Consider the following 13,851-nt stretch of genomic DNA (forward strand, 5'->3'; position numbering starts at 1 on the left):
TCTACTCCGGGAGTCTTCCGGCCAGGCCGTCAATGACGGGTTGGCGGCCCAGTTCGATATGCGACGCGGCGAGCGATTCTGCGAGTTGGGTCCGGCCGGCGAGGATGGCTTCTCGCAGCTCGTCGTGCTCGATCGTGTTGAGCTCGACCGGCCGGCTCACGCCCAAGCCGAAGATCCATCGAGTCAAGCCTTGGAGCGGCCGGAGGGAACGGGCCAGGAGGCGGTGGCCGGCGACGTTGACGATTTCCGCGTGGAATTCCGTGTTGAGGTCAGAGGCCAGCTCGTCGTCGCCCGCTGCCGTTGCCTCTTTGGCGAGCTTGAGCAGCTCGCTCAGCCGGCCGCCGTCGGCCCCTGCAGCGACGCGCTCCGCGGCGCGGCGGGCTGCGAACGATTCGAGGATCACGCGGAGGTCGAAGAGCTCCTCGACGTCGGTGAGCGTCAGCTGGCGGACGACGGCGCCCCGGCGCGGTGCGGTGACGATGAACCCATCCTGCTCGAGCCGGTGCAGGGCCTCCCGCACGGGGATGCGCGAGACGCGGTGCTGTTCTGAGAGCTCCCGCTCGCGGAGGCGCTGCCCCGGGGCAAGCCGTCCAGCGACGATGTCCTCGAGGATGAGCTGGTAGACGTGGTTCGCAAACGCCTCCTCGGGGGCGGCCTGCACAGGGGTCTCCATGAGGGAGACAATACCGGTGCCGCGGTCGAGGGGCGCTGAGCCGAGAGCGGAGGTTTGGCGCGAAGGCGCAGGTTTTCCGCGAGAACGCACGTTTGGGGGCGTTCAAACCTGCGCCCTGAGAAGAAACGTACGTCTTCGGATGCAACCTGCGCACTCGCGTCACGGCCTCTTGGGCGACGCTCCCGGACGAACAATAAACCCACCCCAAGGGGGCCGGGCGGTATGGACTTACACTGACACAGTGTTAGTCGAGGTCCGCTCCCGACCCTTGGCTTTGCCGTCACCGTGGCGTGGCACCGTCGAGGATCCCTCAGCGATCAACCGCAAGTGAAAGGCCTCCCATGACCGACATCCTCGATGAACGCGAGTCCCGGAAGCAGCCGAGCGAAGCGGACCTCCGCGAGCGCATTGGCTGCTTGAACCTCGAGGAGAAGGTCCGCCTCCTCACGGGCAGTTCGTTCTGGTCCATTGAGGCCGAGCCGAAGGCCGGGCTACGCCGTTTCGTCGTCTCGGACGGCCCCGTCGGTGTGCGCGGCGAGACCTGGGATGACCGCGACTGGTCCGCCAACGGCCCCTCGCCCACAGCCATCGCAGCGACGTGGGACCCCGAGCTCGTGGAGCGGATCGGTCACGCGATGGGAGCCGAGGCCCGGCGCAAGGGCGTCGACGTCATCCTGGCCCCGACCGTGAACCTGCACCGCACGCCCGTCGGCGGACGCCACTTCGAGTGCTTCTCGGAGGACCCGCTGCTGACGGGCGCGATCGCGGCGGCCTGGGTGCGCGGGGTCCAGGGACAGGGCGTCGGCACGTGCGTCAAGCACTTCGTCGCGAACGACCAGGAGACGGAGCGCATGGGCGTCGACAACATTGTCGACGAGCGCACCCTCCGCGAGCTGTACCTCGCGCCGTTCGAGCACATCGAGCGAGAGGCGAAGCCGTGGTCCTACATGGCCGCCTACAACAAGGTCAACGGAACAGCCATGACCGAGTCACCGCTCCTCGACGACGTGCTCAAGGGCGAGTGGGGCTCGGACGCGCTCGTCATGTCCGATTGGTTCGCGACGCGCTCCACCATCGAGTCGGCGAACGCAGGCCTCGACCTTGCCATGCCTGGGCCCGTTTCCCCGTGGGGCCAGGCGCTCGTGGATGCGGTGCGCGCGGGCGACGTCGACGAGACGAAGGTCGACGAGAAGCTCCTCCGCCTGTTCCGGCTCGCCGCGCGGACCGGTGCGGTCGAGGGTTTCGAGGGCAGAGAGGCCCAGCCGGTCTCTGAGGAGGAGATGGACGACCTCCTCCGAGAGGCCGCGGCGGCGGGGTTCGTGCTGGTCAAGAACGATTCCGTACTCCCGCTTCCGGACGTGACCTCGCTCGCCGTCGTGGGCCCGAATGCGGTGCGTGGCCGCGTCGCCGGGGGCGGTTCAGCATCGGTCATGCCGAAGCACGTCGTGCATCCGGCCGAAGCCCTCGCCGCGGCACTTCCCAACGCCAAGGTGCGCACAGCCCTCGGCGTCCGCTCCACGGAGCGGGTCGGCGTCCTCGAGGGAGCCGCGGCACAGCTCCCAGACGGCTCCGGCGAGGGCCTGCTCGTCGAGTTCCTCGATGCCGAGGGCAAGGTCCTCGGGAGCGAGCAGCGCCGCATCGGGCAGTTCGTGTGGATGGGAGACTTCGCGCCCGGCATCCCCGCCGATCGGGTCGCCACGGTACGGACGACGACGCGCGTCACTGCAGCACAGCCCGGCACCCACCGCTTCGGCGCCTCGGGCGTCGGGCGCATCACCGTCGCGCTCGACGGCGACATCCTCGCCGACGAGGACGTGCGGCTTCGCGAAGGCGCCGACATCGTGGAGGCGCTCATGCTTCCGCCGCAGCTCCTCGTTGAGCGCGAGCTCGCGGAAGGCGAATCGATCCTGCTGGCCACGACCTTCGCCGCCGTCGCCGACCCCACGACCGGTGCCCACTTCTGGGCGACCCTCGTCAATCTCGAAGAACCCCACGGGACGGACGACGAGGAGATGGCCGCCGCCGTCGAACTCGCGCGCTCCTCGAACGCCGCCGTCGTCGTCGTCGGCACCACCGAGGAGGTGGAGTCGGAAGGCTACGACCGCGAGTCCCTCGGCCTCCCCGGGCGCCAGGACGAACTCATCGAGGCGGTCATCGACGCCAACCCGAACACGGTCGTCGTCGTCAACGCGGGCGCCCCGGTTCTCATGCCGTGGCTCGCGAAGGCCAAGGCGGTGCTCCTCGTGTGGTTCCCGGGGCAGCAGATGGGTGCAGCGCTTGCGGATGTCCTGACGGGCGCCGTCGAGCCCGGTGGCCACCTGCCGACGACGTGGCCCGCGCCGGGCGGCATCGTCCAGCCCGAGAACGTCCCCGTCAAAGGGACGGTCGGGTACGAGGAAGGCCTCGATGTCGGCTACAAGGCCTACCTGCGGCGCGAGATCCAGCCCGCAGTCCCGTTCGGCCACGGACTCGGCTACACGACGTGGAGCCTTTCGAACCCCGAGACTGCTGGGGATGCAGTGAACGTGAGCGTGACAAACACAGGGCACCGTGCGGGTGCCCACGTCGTCCAGGTCTACGTGTCCCGCCCCGACTCCGCCCTCGAACGTCCGGCTGCTTGGCTCGCAGCCTTCGCCAAAGTGACGCTCGAACCAGGGGAGACGCGCCGCGTCGAGATCCCGATCCCTGCCCGCGCCTTCGAGCACTGGGACGCCGAGGGTCACAGCTGGACAGTGGAACCGGGCGAGTTTGTGGTCGAGGTCGGCCCTTCGATTGCTGAGCGGACTCGGGCCGGCAGCGTGGTGAGATGACCTCACGTCTCATGCCCGGGCTCAAGGCGCGCTTGGCGTTCGGGCTCGAAAGTCACGTTCTCGGATTACTCTGAGTCCGGGTGCCGCCTCTGTGCCGAGGGGGCCACGACCGTCGGGAGCCACGCATGAGTGCAGACGCCTCACCGCAGCCTGTTCCCCAGTCCGCGCTCGCCGAGCCCGTACGGCGAGTCGGACCCCTCTGGATCACCGGTCTCGTCCTGGTCAACGTCGGCATCAATGCTGCGTTCTTCGGGCCCATCCAGGTCCTCCTCGGCCTCCAAGCGCAGGCGTTCGACCCAAGCCAGAAGGAAGCGATCCTCGCCCTCATCACGGGGGCGGGGGCCGCCGTCGCCCTCGTGGCGAATCCCCTCTTCGGTGCTTTCTCCGACCGCACGTCTGGCCGCTTCGGGCGCCGTCGGCCATGGGTCCTCGTCGGCGCGGTGCTCGGGACGATCGCCCTCGTCGGGCTCGCTGGTGCGCCCAACGTCGCCGCCGCGACCGCGCTGTGGTGCCTCGTGCAGGCGGGCTGCAACGGCGCCTACGCGGCGATCACCGCCGCCATTCCTGACAGGGCGCCCATCGAGCAACGAGGGATCGTCGGCGGTCTTGCCGCGATGGGCCAGACGGCCGGAATCCTCCTCGGGGCGGTGATCGCCGCTGTCGTCGCCGGGAGCTTCGCGCTCGGCTACATAATCTGCGCGGTGGCACTCGTGCTGGGCGTCATCCTGTATCTCACGACGGCGGCGGACGATCCCCTTCCGCGCTCGGCTGTGGGCCCCTTCTCGCTCGCCCGCTTCTTCGCGTCATTCTGGGTCAGCCCCGCAAAGCACCCCGACTTCGCGTGGGCCTGGATCACGCGCCTGCTCGTCAACATCGGAAACCACATGGTGACGCTCTATCTGCTCTTCTTCCTCACCGATGAGGTCCGGCTCAAGCAGACGCAAGGCCTCGACCCCGCGACGGGCGTCCTCATCCTCACCGGCCTCTATGCGGTGTTCGTCATCATCACGAGCGTGATCGGCGGGAAGCTCTCGGACCGGCTTGGCCGCCGCAAGCCGCTCGTCATCGGCTCCTCGATCATCATCGCGATCGCCTCGCTCACCATCGGGTTCTTTCCCGTATGGCCGGGCGCGATCGTGGGCGCGTGCGTGCTCGGCATCGGCTTCGGGACGTATCTGGCTGTCGACTTCGCCCTCATCACCCAAGTTCTCCCCAAGGCGAGCGACCGCGGCAAGGACCTCGGCGTCATCAACATCGCCAACTCGCTCCCGCAGGTCATCGCACCGCTCATCGCCTATCCCTTCGTCGCGTACTGGGGCGGCTACATCTCGCTCTACGTGGCGGCGGCCGTGATCGGCCTGCTCGGGGCCGTCTTCGTGACCCGCATCCGCAGCGTGAATTGAGCGGGCTGGAGCAGGTCAAAGGGCGCCGTCGGGAGGACCCGCCTACGGGTCTCTGAGGCTCGGGCGCTATAGTTGGGAAGACCCATTGCGCCATGAGCCGGGGCGCAGCCATGGGTTCGGACCGTTGCCGGACGACAGCCGGAAAGAGGTTGCTGCGAGTGCTCGAACTGCCCAAGGACCTGGTGTCGATGGAGGCTCCACCGACCACACCTCGCCTTGCCGAGCGTTACCGCAGAATGCTCGATGCCACGGCAGAGTTCGCGCGGCTCGAATACCCGCAGGTTGAAGTTTCAGCGATCGCCACCCGCGCGGGTGTCTCTCTCAGCACCGCCTACCGGTACTTTCCGTCCACGGCCCATCTCCTGCTCGCGCTGCACCGCCGGCAGCTCCTCGAACTCCGCGAACGCGTGGAGAGTCGAGCGCGCAATGCGCGGGGCAGGGGGATCGAGGAGCGCTCGCGGCAATTGGCCGGCGCCGCTATCGAGCTACTGCAGATGCGACTTTCGCAACCTGCCGTCAACAGCTGCCTCGACGAACTCGTCGTCCCCGCGGATCACGAGCTCGCCCGCATGATCGGCGAAGTCGACGAGCTCTCGTGGTCCGTGCTGGGCCGCTTGGGTGGCGGCGCCGCGCGCGGCAAGAGCATCGTCCTCATGGTGTCCGGGCTTGTCTCTGCGATTCGCACGGGCCGCCTCCTGCCCTACGAGGCGGAGCAGCAGCTCAAGGAAGCGTGCGCGCTCCTCGAGCCGCGGGCTTCCGCCGCACGGCTGGCCTGACAGGGCCCGCCCGGCTCACAGTCACCGTAACTTCCGCGTCCGTAACTTCCCCCGGTAATTTCCGCTGCGCGGAAACCGGTGTTGCGGAAACTCTCGGCCGCGCCCGTATGATGGGGATACCTCCTTCCCCGAGGCCAGCCACGCGGACATCCCCGCATCGCCGAGTCTCCCGGAAGCGCCTCATCCGGCGCATTACCCCCGGAACCTTCACTTGCCACTTACCTGATGCGGTTGCGCCCTGCCCGACGAAGTACAGGACGCTCCCGCAGCAGCCGAGTGGCGCCGTCGGCCGCTCGTGCCGGCGACCGATCCAGGAGACAGCGCGATGTCGACTTCTTCCACCTCTGTTTCGTCCACCCCCGCCAGCATCAGCCAGCCCTCGCGTCCGCAGGGCGAGCAGTCCGCCGAGCCGATGGGCAACGAGCCGATCACGAGCGAGGAGATCTTCGCCGCGCATGAGGGCGGGAAGCTCTCGGTCGCGGTCGGCCGCCCGCTTGCGAGCAAGCGGGACCTCTCGATCGCGTACACCCCTGGGGTGGCCGAGGTGTCCCGGGCGATCGCGGCCGATCCGGATTTGGCCCGCACGCACACGTGGGCGTCCCGGCTCGTGGCCGTGGTCTCCGACGGGACGGCGGTGCTCGGCCTGGGCAACATCGGCCCGAGTGCTTCGCTGCCGGTGATGGAGGGCAAGAGCGCCCTGTTCAAGACCTTCGGCGGGCTGGACTCGATCCCGATCGTCCTGAACACGACCGACGTGGACGAGATCATCGAGACCCTGGTCCGGATCTCCCCGAGCTTCGGGGCCGTGAACCTCGAGGACATCGCCGCCCCGCGCTGCTTCGAGCTCGAGCGGCGCCTGATCGAGGCCCTCGACATGCCGGTCATGCACGACGACCAGCACGGCACCGCCGTCGTCGCCCTCGCGGCCCTGGAGAACGCGGCGAGGGTCGTGGGCAAGGACCTCGGATCGCTGCGCACGGTGATCGCCGGGGCGGGGGCGGCGGGCATCGCCGTCGCCGAGATCCTGCTCACCGCCGGGGTGCGCGACGTCGTCCTGCTCGACTCGAAGGGTGCCCTGCACGCCGGACGGGGCGACCTGACGGGGATGAAGGCCGAGTTCGCGGCCCGGACCAACCCGCGCGGTGTAGCCGGTGGCACGGCGGAGGCCCTGGCCGGGGCGGACGTGTTCATCGGCGTCTCCTCCTCGAAGGTGCCGGAGGAGCACATCGCGGCGATGGCCGAGGGCTCGATCGTGTTCGCCCTCTCGAACCCGGACCCGGAGGTCGCGCCCGAGATCGCCCGGCGGCACGCCGCCGTCGTCGCCACCGGGCGCAGCGACTTCCCGAACCAGATCAACAACGTCCTGGCGTTCCCCGGGATCTTCCGCGGCGCGCTCGACGCCGGCGCCCGGCGGATCACCCCCGCGATGAAGCTCGCCGCCGCCCGCGCGATCGCCGCCCTCGCCGAGGACAAGCTCTCCGCCGACTACATCGTCCCCAGCCCTCTGGACCCCCGCGTGGCCCCGGCTGTGACCGCGGCAGTGGCCGCCGCCGTCGTCTCAGGGGAGTAGGCCGGACGCCGAGATCGCAGCCAACGGACGAGACCGCAGCCAACGGACGGGACCGGAGATCGTTCCTTGCGGTCTCGTCCGTTGCGTGGGTGTTCGCTAAGCGAACTGGCCGCTGGGCTAGGCTGGGGTCCCGTGGACGGACCCGCTCTCGCTGCCTTACTGACCGGCCTGGCCCTCGCTGTCGCAGTGGTCGGCACGATCGTGCCGGTCCTCCCCGGGAGCCTGCTGGGAATCCTCGCGCTCCTCGAATGGGCCCTCTTCGGTCGCTCGGGCTCGGGCGGCTGGATCGTCTTCGCAGTAGGGACCGTGCTCTTCGCCGCAGGGATGGGCGCCTCCTGCGTCCTCACTGGCCGAACACTGGCGGCCCGGAAGATTCCGAACAGCTCGATCCTCGCGGCGACCATCGTCGGCGTCGTCGGGATGTTCGTCGTGCCGGTGCTCGGTCTGTTCATCGGCTTCGTCGTGGGGCTTCTCGGGAGCGAGTGGCTGCGCACGCGCGACTTCCGTGCGGCCACATCGTCGTCGCTCCTGGCTCTCAAGGCCATCGGCATCGGCCGCATCGTCGAGTTCGCGTGCGCGGCCAGCGCGGTCACCGTGTGGGTCATCGCCGCCTGGATCTACTTCTCGAACCGGTGAACGCCTTCGTTAGCATGGAAGCCATGGCTTCCAGCGATGTGGACCGCCAGCGCACGTTTCACGATCCCCGTGACCTCACGCCCTTCCGAGGCGTGCGGGTCTCCACGCCTGTCCACGATATCCTCGATCGTTTCGCACGGCGGTCGCGCAGCCCCCGGCTGCGAAGATTCCCGGCGAAGGTCGAGCGGGCGGTGTTCGACGCCGTCTTCCGCTCCCACGAGCCCGAGCGGCTGGTTGTGCTCGCCCGATCCCACTCCGGCTGGTCTGGCCTCTGCTACGTGCTGGCCGGGCTGCTCGCGTACCGCGCGCATCAGCATGCGCAGGCTGCCGAGCTCCTCCAACGCGGGCTCGCGGGGGAGAACGAGCCCGCCGCCGCGCAGTTCGCTGCCGACTACCTCGGCGCCTGGTCGCAGTGGATCGAGCTCTCAGAGGGCGTGAGCGTCGAGGTGCTGTTCAGCGAGGAGGCCGTGTGCCTCGCCCTCGCCCACAGCCTCCGCGAGATCGGTCACCCCGGCGAAGCCCTCACGGCCCTCGCCCCGCTCCCGCCGTCCCTGCCGACCACGCTTGCAGGTGCGCGGCTCGCAGAGATCCTGGGCCGCCCCGTCGACGTCGTCTCGTGGACGGAAGGGCTCACCAATCGCGACGACCTCGCAGCGGCCCTCCTTCTGCTGCGGGCGCGGGTGCTTCGCTCCCTCGGGCGCCGCGCTGACGCTCAGGAGGCCGTGCGCGAGGTCCTGCGCCGTCGTCGTACACCCCTCGTGCTGCGCCACGCAGCCATGACGGAGCGCGCGCTCCTGCTCGTCGGCGTCGGCCGTCGCCGTTCCCTCCGGAAGGCGCACGACGCCGGGCAGCGCCCGGGTGCGAAGCGAACCAAAGACGCGGAGGTGCGCGAGCTGTGGCTCCGTGACTTCGAGCGGCTCACGGGGGAGCGCCCCGAGTAGTCGCTCTGCCTACACCGAGGGCCCCTGATCCGACCGCATGATGTGGTCAGGTCAGGGGCCCTCAGCTGTGTGAACAAGAAGCTGCGAATGCGGCCGGGCCGGTCGGTGCCCGTTGTCCGGCTCCATGCGGTGGTGTGCGCAGGGGCCGTAGCCTGGCTCAACGGTCTCGTGAACCGTTGAGCGGATTGCCAACATTCCAGCAGTGTGGCAACAGTTCGTGCAAGAGTCACGAGCTAGACTGGTCGATCTGACCAACCGCAGCACGCTTGTCCCGGGAGAAGTGATCAGATTGCCTCAGCTCGACGCGACCGACCGCAGGATCCTTCTCGCGCTGGATTCCGATCCGCGCATGCCGATCATGGTCCTGGCCCAGCGCCTTGGGCTGGCCCGCGGCACCGTTCAGGCACGGCTCGAGCGAATGACGGCGAGCGGCGCCCTCCGGCTCCACAGCACGAGGGTCGATGCGACGGCGCTCGGCCGCGGCGTCTCCGCCGAGGTTGCGGCCGAGCTCGACCAGAGCCACCTCAACGAGGCGATCGCGGCCCTGCGCGAGATCCCCGAGGTCCTCGAGTGCCTCGCACCCGCCGGCGACACGGACCTCCTGATCCGGGTCGTCGCGACGAGCCCCGACGACCTCTACCGCGTCTCCGAGGAGATCCGGCTCTGCCCGGGGATCACGAGGACTTCGACCCGGATGATCCTGCGGACCGTGATTCCGTATCGGACGACGGCGCTTCTGGCCGAAGGTGAAGAGCAAAGGTGAAGAGCCGGGGTGAAGAGCGGGGCTGAAGAGCGCGGCTGAACAGCCGCCATGCTGGGTCGGCAAAGCAAAGGACGGGATCCTGCCCCTGCAGGATCCCGTCCCTCGGACGTGGTGGTCTGACGAAAAGTGTGCCGCTCCGAAGGTCAGCCGGCTTTGACGAGGGGCTGGGTCCCCGTGAACGGCCCCGTGCGGTCCGGGAAGGCGAGGGTGAGGGCTGCCTTTTCCGAGACGGCAGTCGCACGGGCTGCGGGAGCCTTCTCAGCCTCGGTCTTGGCTGCCCGGCGCATCCGCTCAGCCTCGGCGGCAGCGGCCTCCTCGGCCTTTGCGACCGCAGCCGATTCCTCGGCCTGCACCCGCGAGGCCGCGAGGATCGCGTCCGCCTTGGCGAGCACCGCGTTCCGCACGTGGGCCGGCGTCGAGTCCTCGACCGCCGTCGTCTGCTCAGGCCGGTACACGAACAGCCGCTGGCCGAGCTTGACGAGGGAGATCAGCGTCTGCGTGACCCCGGCGATGAGCATCGTGCCGACGAGCGAGACGAAGATTATCACCAGCATGACGCCACCGATCACGAGCGTGCCGCTATACACGAGGTTTGCCACAACGGTTGCGTCGTCCACGCTGTCTCCCATCCCCAGAGAAGTGTGTGAAGGAAGTCCTGAGAGCCGCCTGCGTCTCGGACAAGATCCATTGTTGCTTACCCCGTCAGGTGCTTTTCAATGGTGTGACTGTGATGTTGTGGAAAAGCAATGGAGACGTTATCGAACGTGACAAACATCTCGCTCGGTGTGTGAAGAGGGCCACACCAACAGTCGGGGCGGGAACAAGACCAGCGGTCCCAAGGTTGCCTAGCGTGTGACTGCGCTCTCCGTCCTCGACCTCGCTCCCATTGTCCAAGGCTCCTCCGTCGCCGACGCGCTCTCGAGCGCCACGCGCTTCGCCCAGGTCGTCGAGGAGGCGGGCTACGAGAGGCTCTGGTACGCGGAGCACCACAACAGCGCGGCGCTCGCCTCGAACGCGACGGCGCTGCTCATCGCGAATGCGGCGGCGAACACGCGCACCCTCCGAATCGGTTCGGGAGGGATCATGCTGCCGAACCACTCGCCCCTCGCTGTCGCGGAGGCGTTCGGCACGCTCGCCAATCTCTACGGCCCGCGCATCGACCTCGGCCTCGGCCGCGCGCCGGGCACGGATCCGCGCACGGCGGCGATCCTCCGTCGGGGCGCGAGGGACGACGACGAACAGCACTTCGCGCGGAGCATCCAGCTGCTGGCGTGGTACTTCGGGGAGCAGGAGGATGACGCCGAGAGCGTCCAGCTCTCGTTCGGCGTCCACGCCGAGGTCGCGCGCAACACGCACGTTCCGCTGTGGGTGCTGGGAAGCTCGACGGCGGGCGCTGCGATCGCCGGCCAGCTTGGCCTGCCGTACGCGGCGGCGAGCCACTTCGCGCCGTTCCAGCTCAGCGAGGCGATCTGGACGTACCGCCAGATGTTCAACCCGTCCGCCCCCACTGCCCAGATCGCGGAGCCGTACGTGATGGCGGGGGCGAACCTCATGGTCGCGCCAAGCCATGAGGAGGCCGAGTACCTGTTCACGTCGCACCAGCAGATGTTCCTGGGCATCCGGCGCGGCGAGCGCGGCCCGATCAAGCCTCCCGTCGCCGAGATGGACTGGGCGCCGCACGAGCAGCAGATGGCGGAGTCCGCCCTGCGCGTCTCGGCCGTGGGCGCGCCTGCAGAAGCGGCCGAGTTCCTCCGGACGTTCGCGGCTTCCTACGGGGTGGACGAGATCATCCTCACCGGCTATTCGCACGATCCGGCTCTGCGCGAGCGCAGCTTCCGGCTGCTTGCCGAGGAGTGGGGAAAGGTTCCCGCCGCCTGACCGCGGTTCGGCGTGGCGTCAGCGTCGCCGCACGAGGCCGATGGTCATCGTGAAGCCGAACTCGCGCCAGATCTGCCCGTCATCCCACTCCTCGGGCACGGACTCCGCGCGCAGCTCAAGCACGGAACCGATGCGCAGGAGCGTCAGCACCGTTCGCTGGCCCTGGGCGAGCGATCCAGCGACGGCCGCGGTCGCGCCGTCGAACGTCTGCACGGTGAGCGCCCCCGCTCCGGCGATGAAGAGGGCTCGCCGGAGCTCGCGCACATGCCGCAGCACGACGACGGCGTCCCGGTTCACGTAGCCGACGAGCGGGCGGCCGCCAGTGGTCTGGAGGGTCGTCCCGATCTGCTCCCGATGGACACTCTGCGCACCGGTGATGCGCGCGTTGTCCTCCCACGCGGTGCCCCGTGAGCCTGTGACAAAGAGCGAGCCGATCGCCGACTGCCGCGCGTTCAGGCGCACGACGGCGTCCCTCGCCGTGAGCTCGGGCCGAACCCCGAATGCGGGGGCCGGGTAGAGGCGTGGCTCGGGAGGGGCGGACGCGAAGTTCCCTCCGGGGGCGCGGGGGAGGGTGAGGCCGTCGTCGTGATGGCCGGGCGCGATGCGGCGGGTGAGGTAGGGGAAGTCGAGGGGGTGCTGTTCGGGCATCACACATCCAGCCCGAACTCGGCCCCGACGCCCGCGAGGCCGTTCTCGTACGCGCGTCCGAGGGCACGGAATGCCCATCCGTCCTCATAGCGGTACAGTTCGCCGCACAGCACGGCCTGGGCGTCCTCGGGGCTTGCCGGCGAGGCATCGAAGCGGACGAGCTCCGAGCCGTCCGGACGCACGACGCGCAGGTGCAGCCCCCCGACCTGAGCGAAGGAGCCGGCTCCGCGGACTTCGGGATCGATATAGGTCACGAACGCGATGCGGGCTACCTCGGGCGGCACCTGGGAGAAGTCGACGTCCACTTGTTCGGCGTCGGCGGCGTCCCCGTAAGTCGCCCGGTTGGGGTCCTGGGCGGCGAAGGCCACGCCGGGGGACGCCGTCGTGAGCTGGTTGAAGAACACGAGGTGCTCGGGCGTGAGCGCGCGGCCGTCGTCCCCGCAGACGATCGCGAGCGGAACGGGCTCCGGCTGGGCTGCGGAGACCGGTTCGACCCTCCAGCCCATGGCGACCATGACTCCGGTCAGCCCGGGGTCCTGCCCGGTGAGCCCCACACTCTCGCCAGCGGCCAGCGTGCCCATCAGCGTGACTCTTTCGTGCCGGGATGGATGCGGACGCCGTCTACATCGAACCTGTCGCGCAGGAAGCGCCCGTGGGCGCTGAGCTCGGCGATCGCGCCCGTGCGGACCTGGTGGTCGAGGTCGAGGGCGGTCGCGTAGAGGATGTCGAGCTGCTCGAGCAGCTTCTCTGTCTCGGGGCTCGAGTCCGTCTGGGTCTCCGGCGGGAGGGCGCGGTACACGCGGAGAGAGGTCGGCAGGTAATCCGAGGCGATCGCGTGGAGCAGAACGCGCTGCTCGGTCGAGGCGCCGTGCTCGGCGACATAGTCGAGCAGCAGGCGCAGGACGTCATCGATCTGGCGCATGTGCGAAGACGCGAGCGGTGGCAGGAGCGAACCCGCCCGCCGGATCGAGCTGCGCAGCTCAGCGAGGGCCTCGCGCGTCTGCTCGAGCTCCTCGGCCTGAGTGGTGGGCAGGTCGTCATCGAGGATGCGCTCTGGTTCCCGTCCACCGCCGAAGAGCGATCCGAAGAACTTCGCCATGGACTCACGATAGCCGCTCGGCCTGAACGGTGGCCCGGTGCGGGGATCTGAAGGCAAACTGTAAAGATTCCTTCAAGTGTGCTTGGGTGGAGGGGTGGAAGATCCGGTGGCCACGAAGGGCTTGTCAACCGGCGGAGACGCCCCGCCCACGAGCGCAGCCTCCGCCCAGGTGGCGGCCGAACTGCGCGGTGTGCTGGGCCGACTGAACCGGCGGCTGCGGCAGCAGGCCGACGTCGGCGACCTCACGCGCTCCCAGCTCAACCTCATCTCCCGCATAGAGCGCGACGGGCCGGCAACCGTGAGCGACCTCGCCCGGGCCGAAGGCGTACGCCCCCAGTCGATGGGCGCGACTGTGGCCGCGCTTGAGGAGGCGGGCTACCTCCGCCGGGACCCCGATCCCGGCGACCGCCGCAAGACGGCGATCTCGCTCAGCGACTCCGCCCGCGAGCAGATCGCCGCGAGCCGCCTCGTCCGCCAGGACTGGCTCCAGCGGGCCTTGAACCGCGAGCTCACGCGCGAGGAACTCGAGCAGGTCCGTCAAACCATCGGGCTGCTCGCGCGAATTGTAGGCAACACCTGAACTGGCGTTTCCGTTTCTCAGCGCAGCGCTTCCTCAGCGCAGCGCATTTTCAGCCCAACCCCTCAGTAGAAGGA

At 69.1% G+C, this 13,851-nt stretch carries 14 protein-coding genes; 9 read left to right on the plus strand and 5 right to left on the minus strand.

Going from position 1 to position 13,851, the window contains the following annotated elements:
• Position 1: 1 nt before the first annotated feature.
• On the minus strand, positions 2 to 673 hold the full coding sequence (locus tag L0M17_RS02015; RefSeq protein WP_241050753.1) for a GntR family transcriptional regulator: 672 nt from the start codon (positions 671 to 673) through the stop codon (positions 2 to 4).
• Positions 674 to 1,014: 341 nt separating this feature from the next.
• On the opposite strand from L0M17_RS02015, the gene L0M17_RS02020 reads away from it, so the two are divergent.
• The 7 genes from L0M17_RS02020 to L0M17_RS02050 all read left to right on the plus strand — a co-directional run bounded on the left by L0M17_RS02020 (position 1,015) and on the right by L0M17_RS02050 (position 9,572).
• The gene (locus L0M17_RS02020) at positions 1,015 to 3,483 is read left to right on the plus strand and encodes a beta-glucosidase (RefSeq protein ID WP_241050755.1); all 2,469 of its coding nucleotides are present in this window, start codon (positions 1,015 to 1,017) and stop codon (positions 3,481 to 3,483) included.
• A gap of 125 nt (positions 3,484 to 3,608) precedes the next feature.
• On the plus strand, positions 3,609 to 4,886 hold the full coding sequence (locus tag L0M17_RS02025) for an MFS transporter (RefSeq protein WP_241050757.1): 1,278 nt from the start codon (positions 3,609 to 3,611) through the stop codon (positions 4,884 to 4,886).
• A 158-nt stretch (positions 4,887 to 5,044) separates the two neighbouring features.
• Positions 5,045 to 5,662, plus strand: coding sequence for a TetR/AcrR family transcriptional regulator (locus tag L0M17_RS02030; protein WP_241050758.1), 618 nt, complete (start codon positions 5,045 to 5,047; stop codon positions 5,660 to 5,662).
• A gap of 412 nt (positions 5,663 to 6,074) precedes the next feature.
• A complete protein-coding gene (locus L0M17_RS02035; protein ID WP_241056280.1) occupies positions 6,075 to 7,232 on the plus strand; it encodes an NAD(P)-dependent malic enzyme in 1,158 nt (385 codons plus the stop codon).
• A 132-nt stretch (positions 7,233 to 7,364) separates the two neighbouring features.
• Complete coding sequence (locus L0M17_RS02040; RefSeq protein ID WP_241050760.1) at positions 7,365 to 7,868, plus strand: DUF456 domain-containing protein; 504 nt, start codon at positions 7,365 to 7,367, stop codon at positions 7,866 to 7,868.
• Positions 7,869 to 7,891: 23 nt separating this feature from the next.
• A complete protein-coding gene (locus tag L0M17_RS02045) occupies positions 7,892 to 8,809 on the plus strand; it encodes a hypothetical protein (RefSeq protein ID WP_241050762.1) in 918 nt (305 codons plus the stop codon).
• Between the two features lie 289 nt (positions 8,810 to 9,098).
• Positions 9,099 to 9,572: an Lrp/AsnC family transcriptional regulator gene (locus L0M17_RS02050; RefSeq protein ID WP_241050764.1), complete on the plus strand. Its 474-nt coding sequence runs from the start codon at positions 9,099 to 9,101 to the stop codon at positions 9,570 to 9,572.
• 143 nt (positions 9,573 to 9,715) lie between these two features.
• Here L0M17_RS02050 and L0M17_RS02055 read toward each other — a convergent pair whose 3' ends face one another.
• Positions 9,716 to 10,189, minus strand: a complete 474-nt coding sequence (locus L0M17_RS02055) for a hypothetical protein (RefSeq protein WP_241050766.1) — start codon at positions 10,187 to 10,189, stop codon at positions 9,716 to 9,718.
• A 235-nt stretch (positions 10,190 to 10,424) separates the two neighbouring features.
• Between L0M17_RS02055 and L0M17_RS02060 the strand changes: the two genes are divergently transcribed.
• The gene (locus L0M17_RS02060; protein ID WP_241050768.1) at positions 10,425 to 11,450 is read left to right on the plus strand and encodes an LLM class flavin-dependent oxidoreductase; all 1,026 of its coding nucleotides are present in this window, start codon (positions 10,425 to 10,427) and stop codon (positions 11,448 to 11,450) included.
• Positions 11,451 to 11,468: 18 nt separating this feature from the next.
• Here L0M17_RS02060 and L0M17_RS02065 read toward each other — a convergent pair whose 3' ends face one another.
• The 3 genes from L0M17_RS02065 to L0M17_RS02075 are packed head-to-tail and all read right to left on the minus strand — an operon-like array spanning position 11,469 to position 13,197.
• A complete protein-coding gene (locus L0M17_RS02065) occupies positions 11,469 to 12,098 on the minus strand; it encodes a hypothetical protein (protein WP_241050770.1) in 630 nt (209 codons plus the stop codon).
• Complete coding sequence (locus L0M17_RS02070; protein ID WP_241050772.1) at positions 12,098 to 12,679, minus strand: TerD family protein; 582 nt, start codon at positions 12,677 to 12,679, stop codon at positions 12,098 to 12,100. Before L0M17_RS02070 ends, L0M17_RS02065 begins: the two co-directional genes overlap by 1 nt.
• The gene (locus tag L0M17_RS02075) at positions 12,679 to 13,197 is read right to left on the minus strand and encodes a hypothetical protein (protein ID WP_241050774.1); all 519 of its coding nucleotides are present in this window, start codon (positions 13,195 to 13,197) and stop codon (positions 12,679 to 12,681) included. Before L0M17_RS02075 ends, L0M17_RS02070 begins: the two co-directional genes overlap by 1 nt.
• A 106-nt stretch (positions 13,198 to 13,303) precedes the next feature.
• Between L0M17_RS02075 and L0M17_RS02080 the strand changes: the two genes are divergently transcribed.
• A complete protein-coding gene (locus L0M17_RS02080; protein WP_241050776.1) occupies positions 13,304 to 13,777 on the plus strand; it encodes a MarR family winged helix-turn-helix transcriptional regulator in 474 nt (157 codons plus the stop codon).
• Positions 13,778 to 13,851 lie beyond the last annotated feature (74 nt).

The organism is Sinomonas terrae (assembly GCF_022539255.1).
In the GTDB taxonomy this organism is placed as follows: Bacteria; Actinomycetota; Actinomycetes; order Actinomycetales; family Micrococcaceae; genus Sinomonas; species Sinomonas terrae.

Bases quoted from the DNA above. Each gene is read 5' to 3' on its own strand.
- L0M17_RS02015 (WP_241050753.1), bottom strand. From the start codon at position 673: ATGGAGACCCCTGTGCAGGCCGCCCCCGAGGAGGCGTTTGCGAACCAC.
- L0M17_RS02020 (WP_241050755.1), top strand. From the start codon at position 1,015: ATGACCGACATCCTCGATGAACGCGAGTCCCGGAAGCAGCCGAGCGAA.
- L0M17_RS02025 (WP_241050757.1), top strand. From the start codon at position 3,609: ATGAGTGCAGACGCCTCACCGCAGCCTGTTCCCCAGTCCGCGCTCGCC.
- L0M17_RS02035 (WP_241056280.1), top strand. From the start codon at position 6,075: ATGGGCAACGAGCCGATCACGAGCGAGGAGATCTTCGCCGCGCATGAG.
- L0M17_RS02045 (WP_241050762.1), top strand. From the start codon at position 7,892: ATGGCTTCCAGCGATGTGGACCGCCAGCGCACGTTTCACGATCCCCGT.
- L0M17_RS02065 (WP_241050770.1), bottom strand. From the start codon at position 12,098: ATGCCCGAACAGCACCCCCTCGACTTCCCCTACCTCACCCGCCGCATC.
- L0M17_RS02070 (WP_241050772.1), bottom strand. From the start codon at position 12,679: ATGGGCACGCTGGCCGCTGGCGAGAGTGTGGGGCTCACCGGGCAGGAC.
- L0M17_RS02075 (WP_241050774.1), bottom strand. From the start codon at position 13,197: ATGGCGAAGTTCTTCGGATCGCTCTTCGGCGGTGGACGGGAACCAGAG.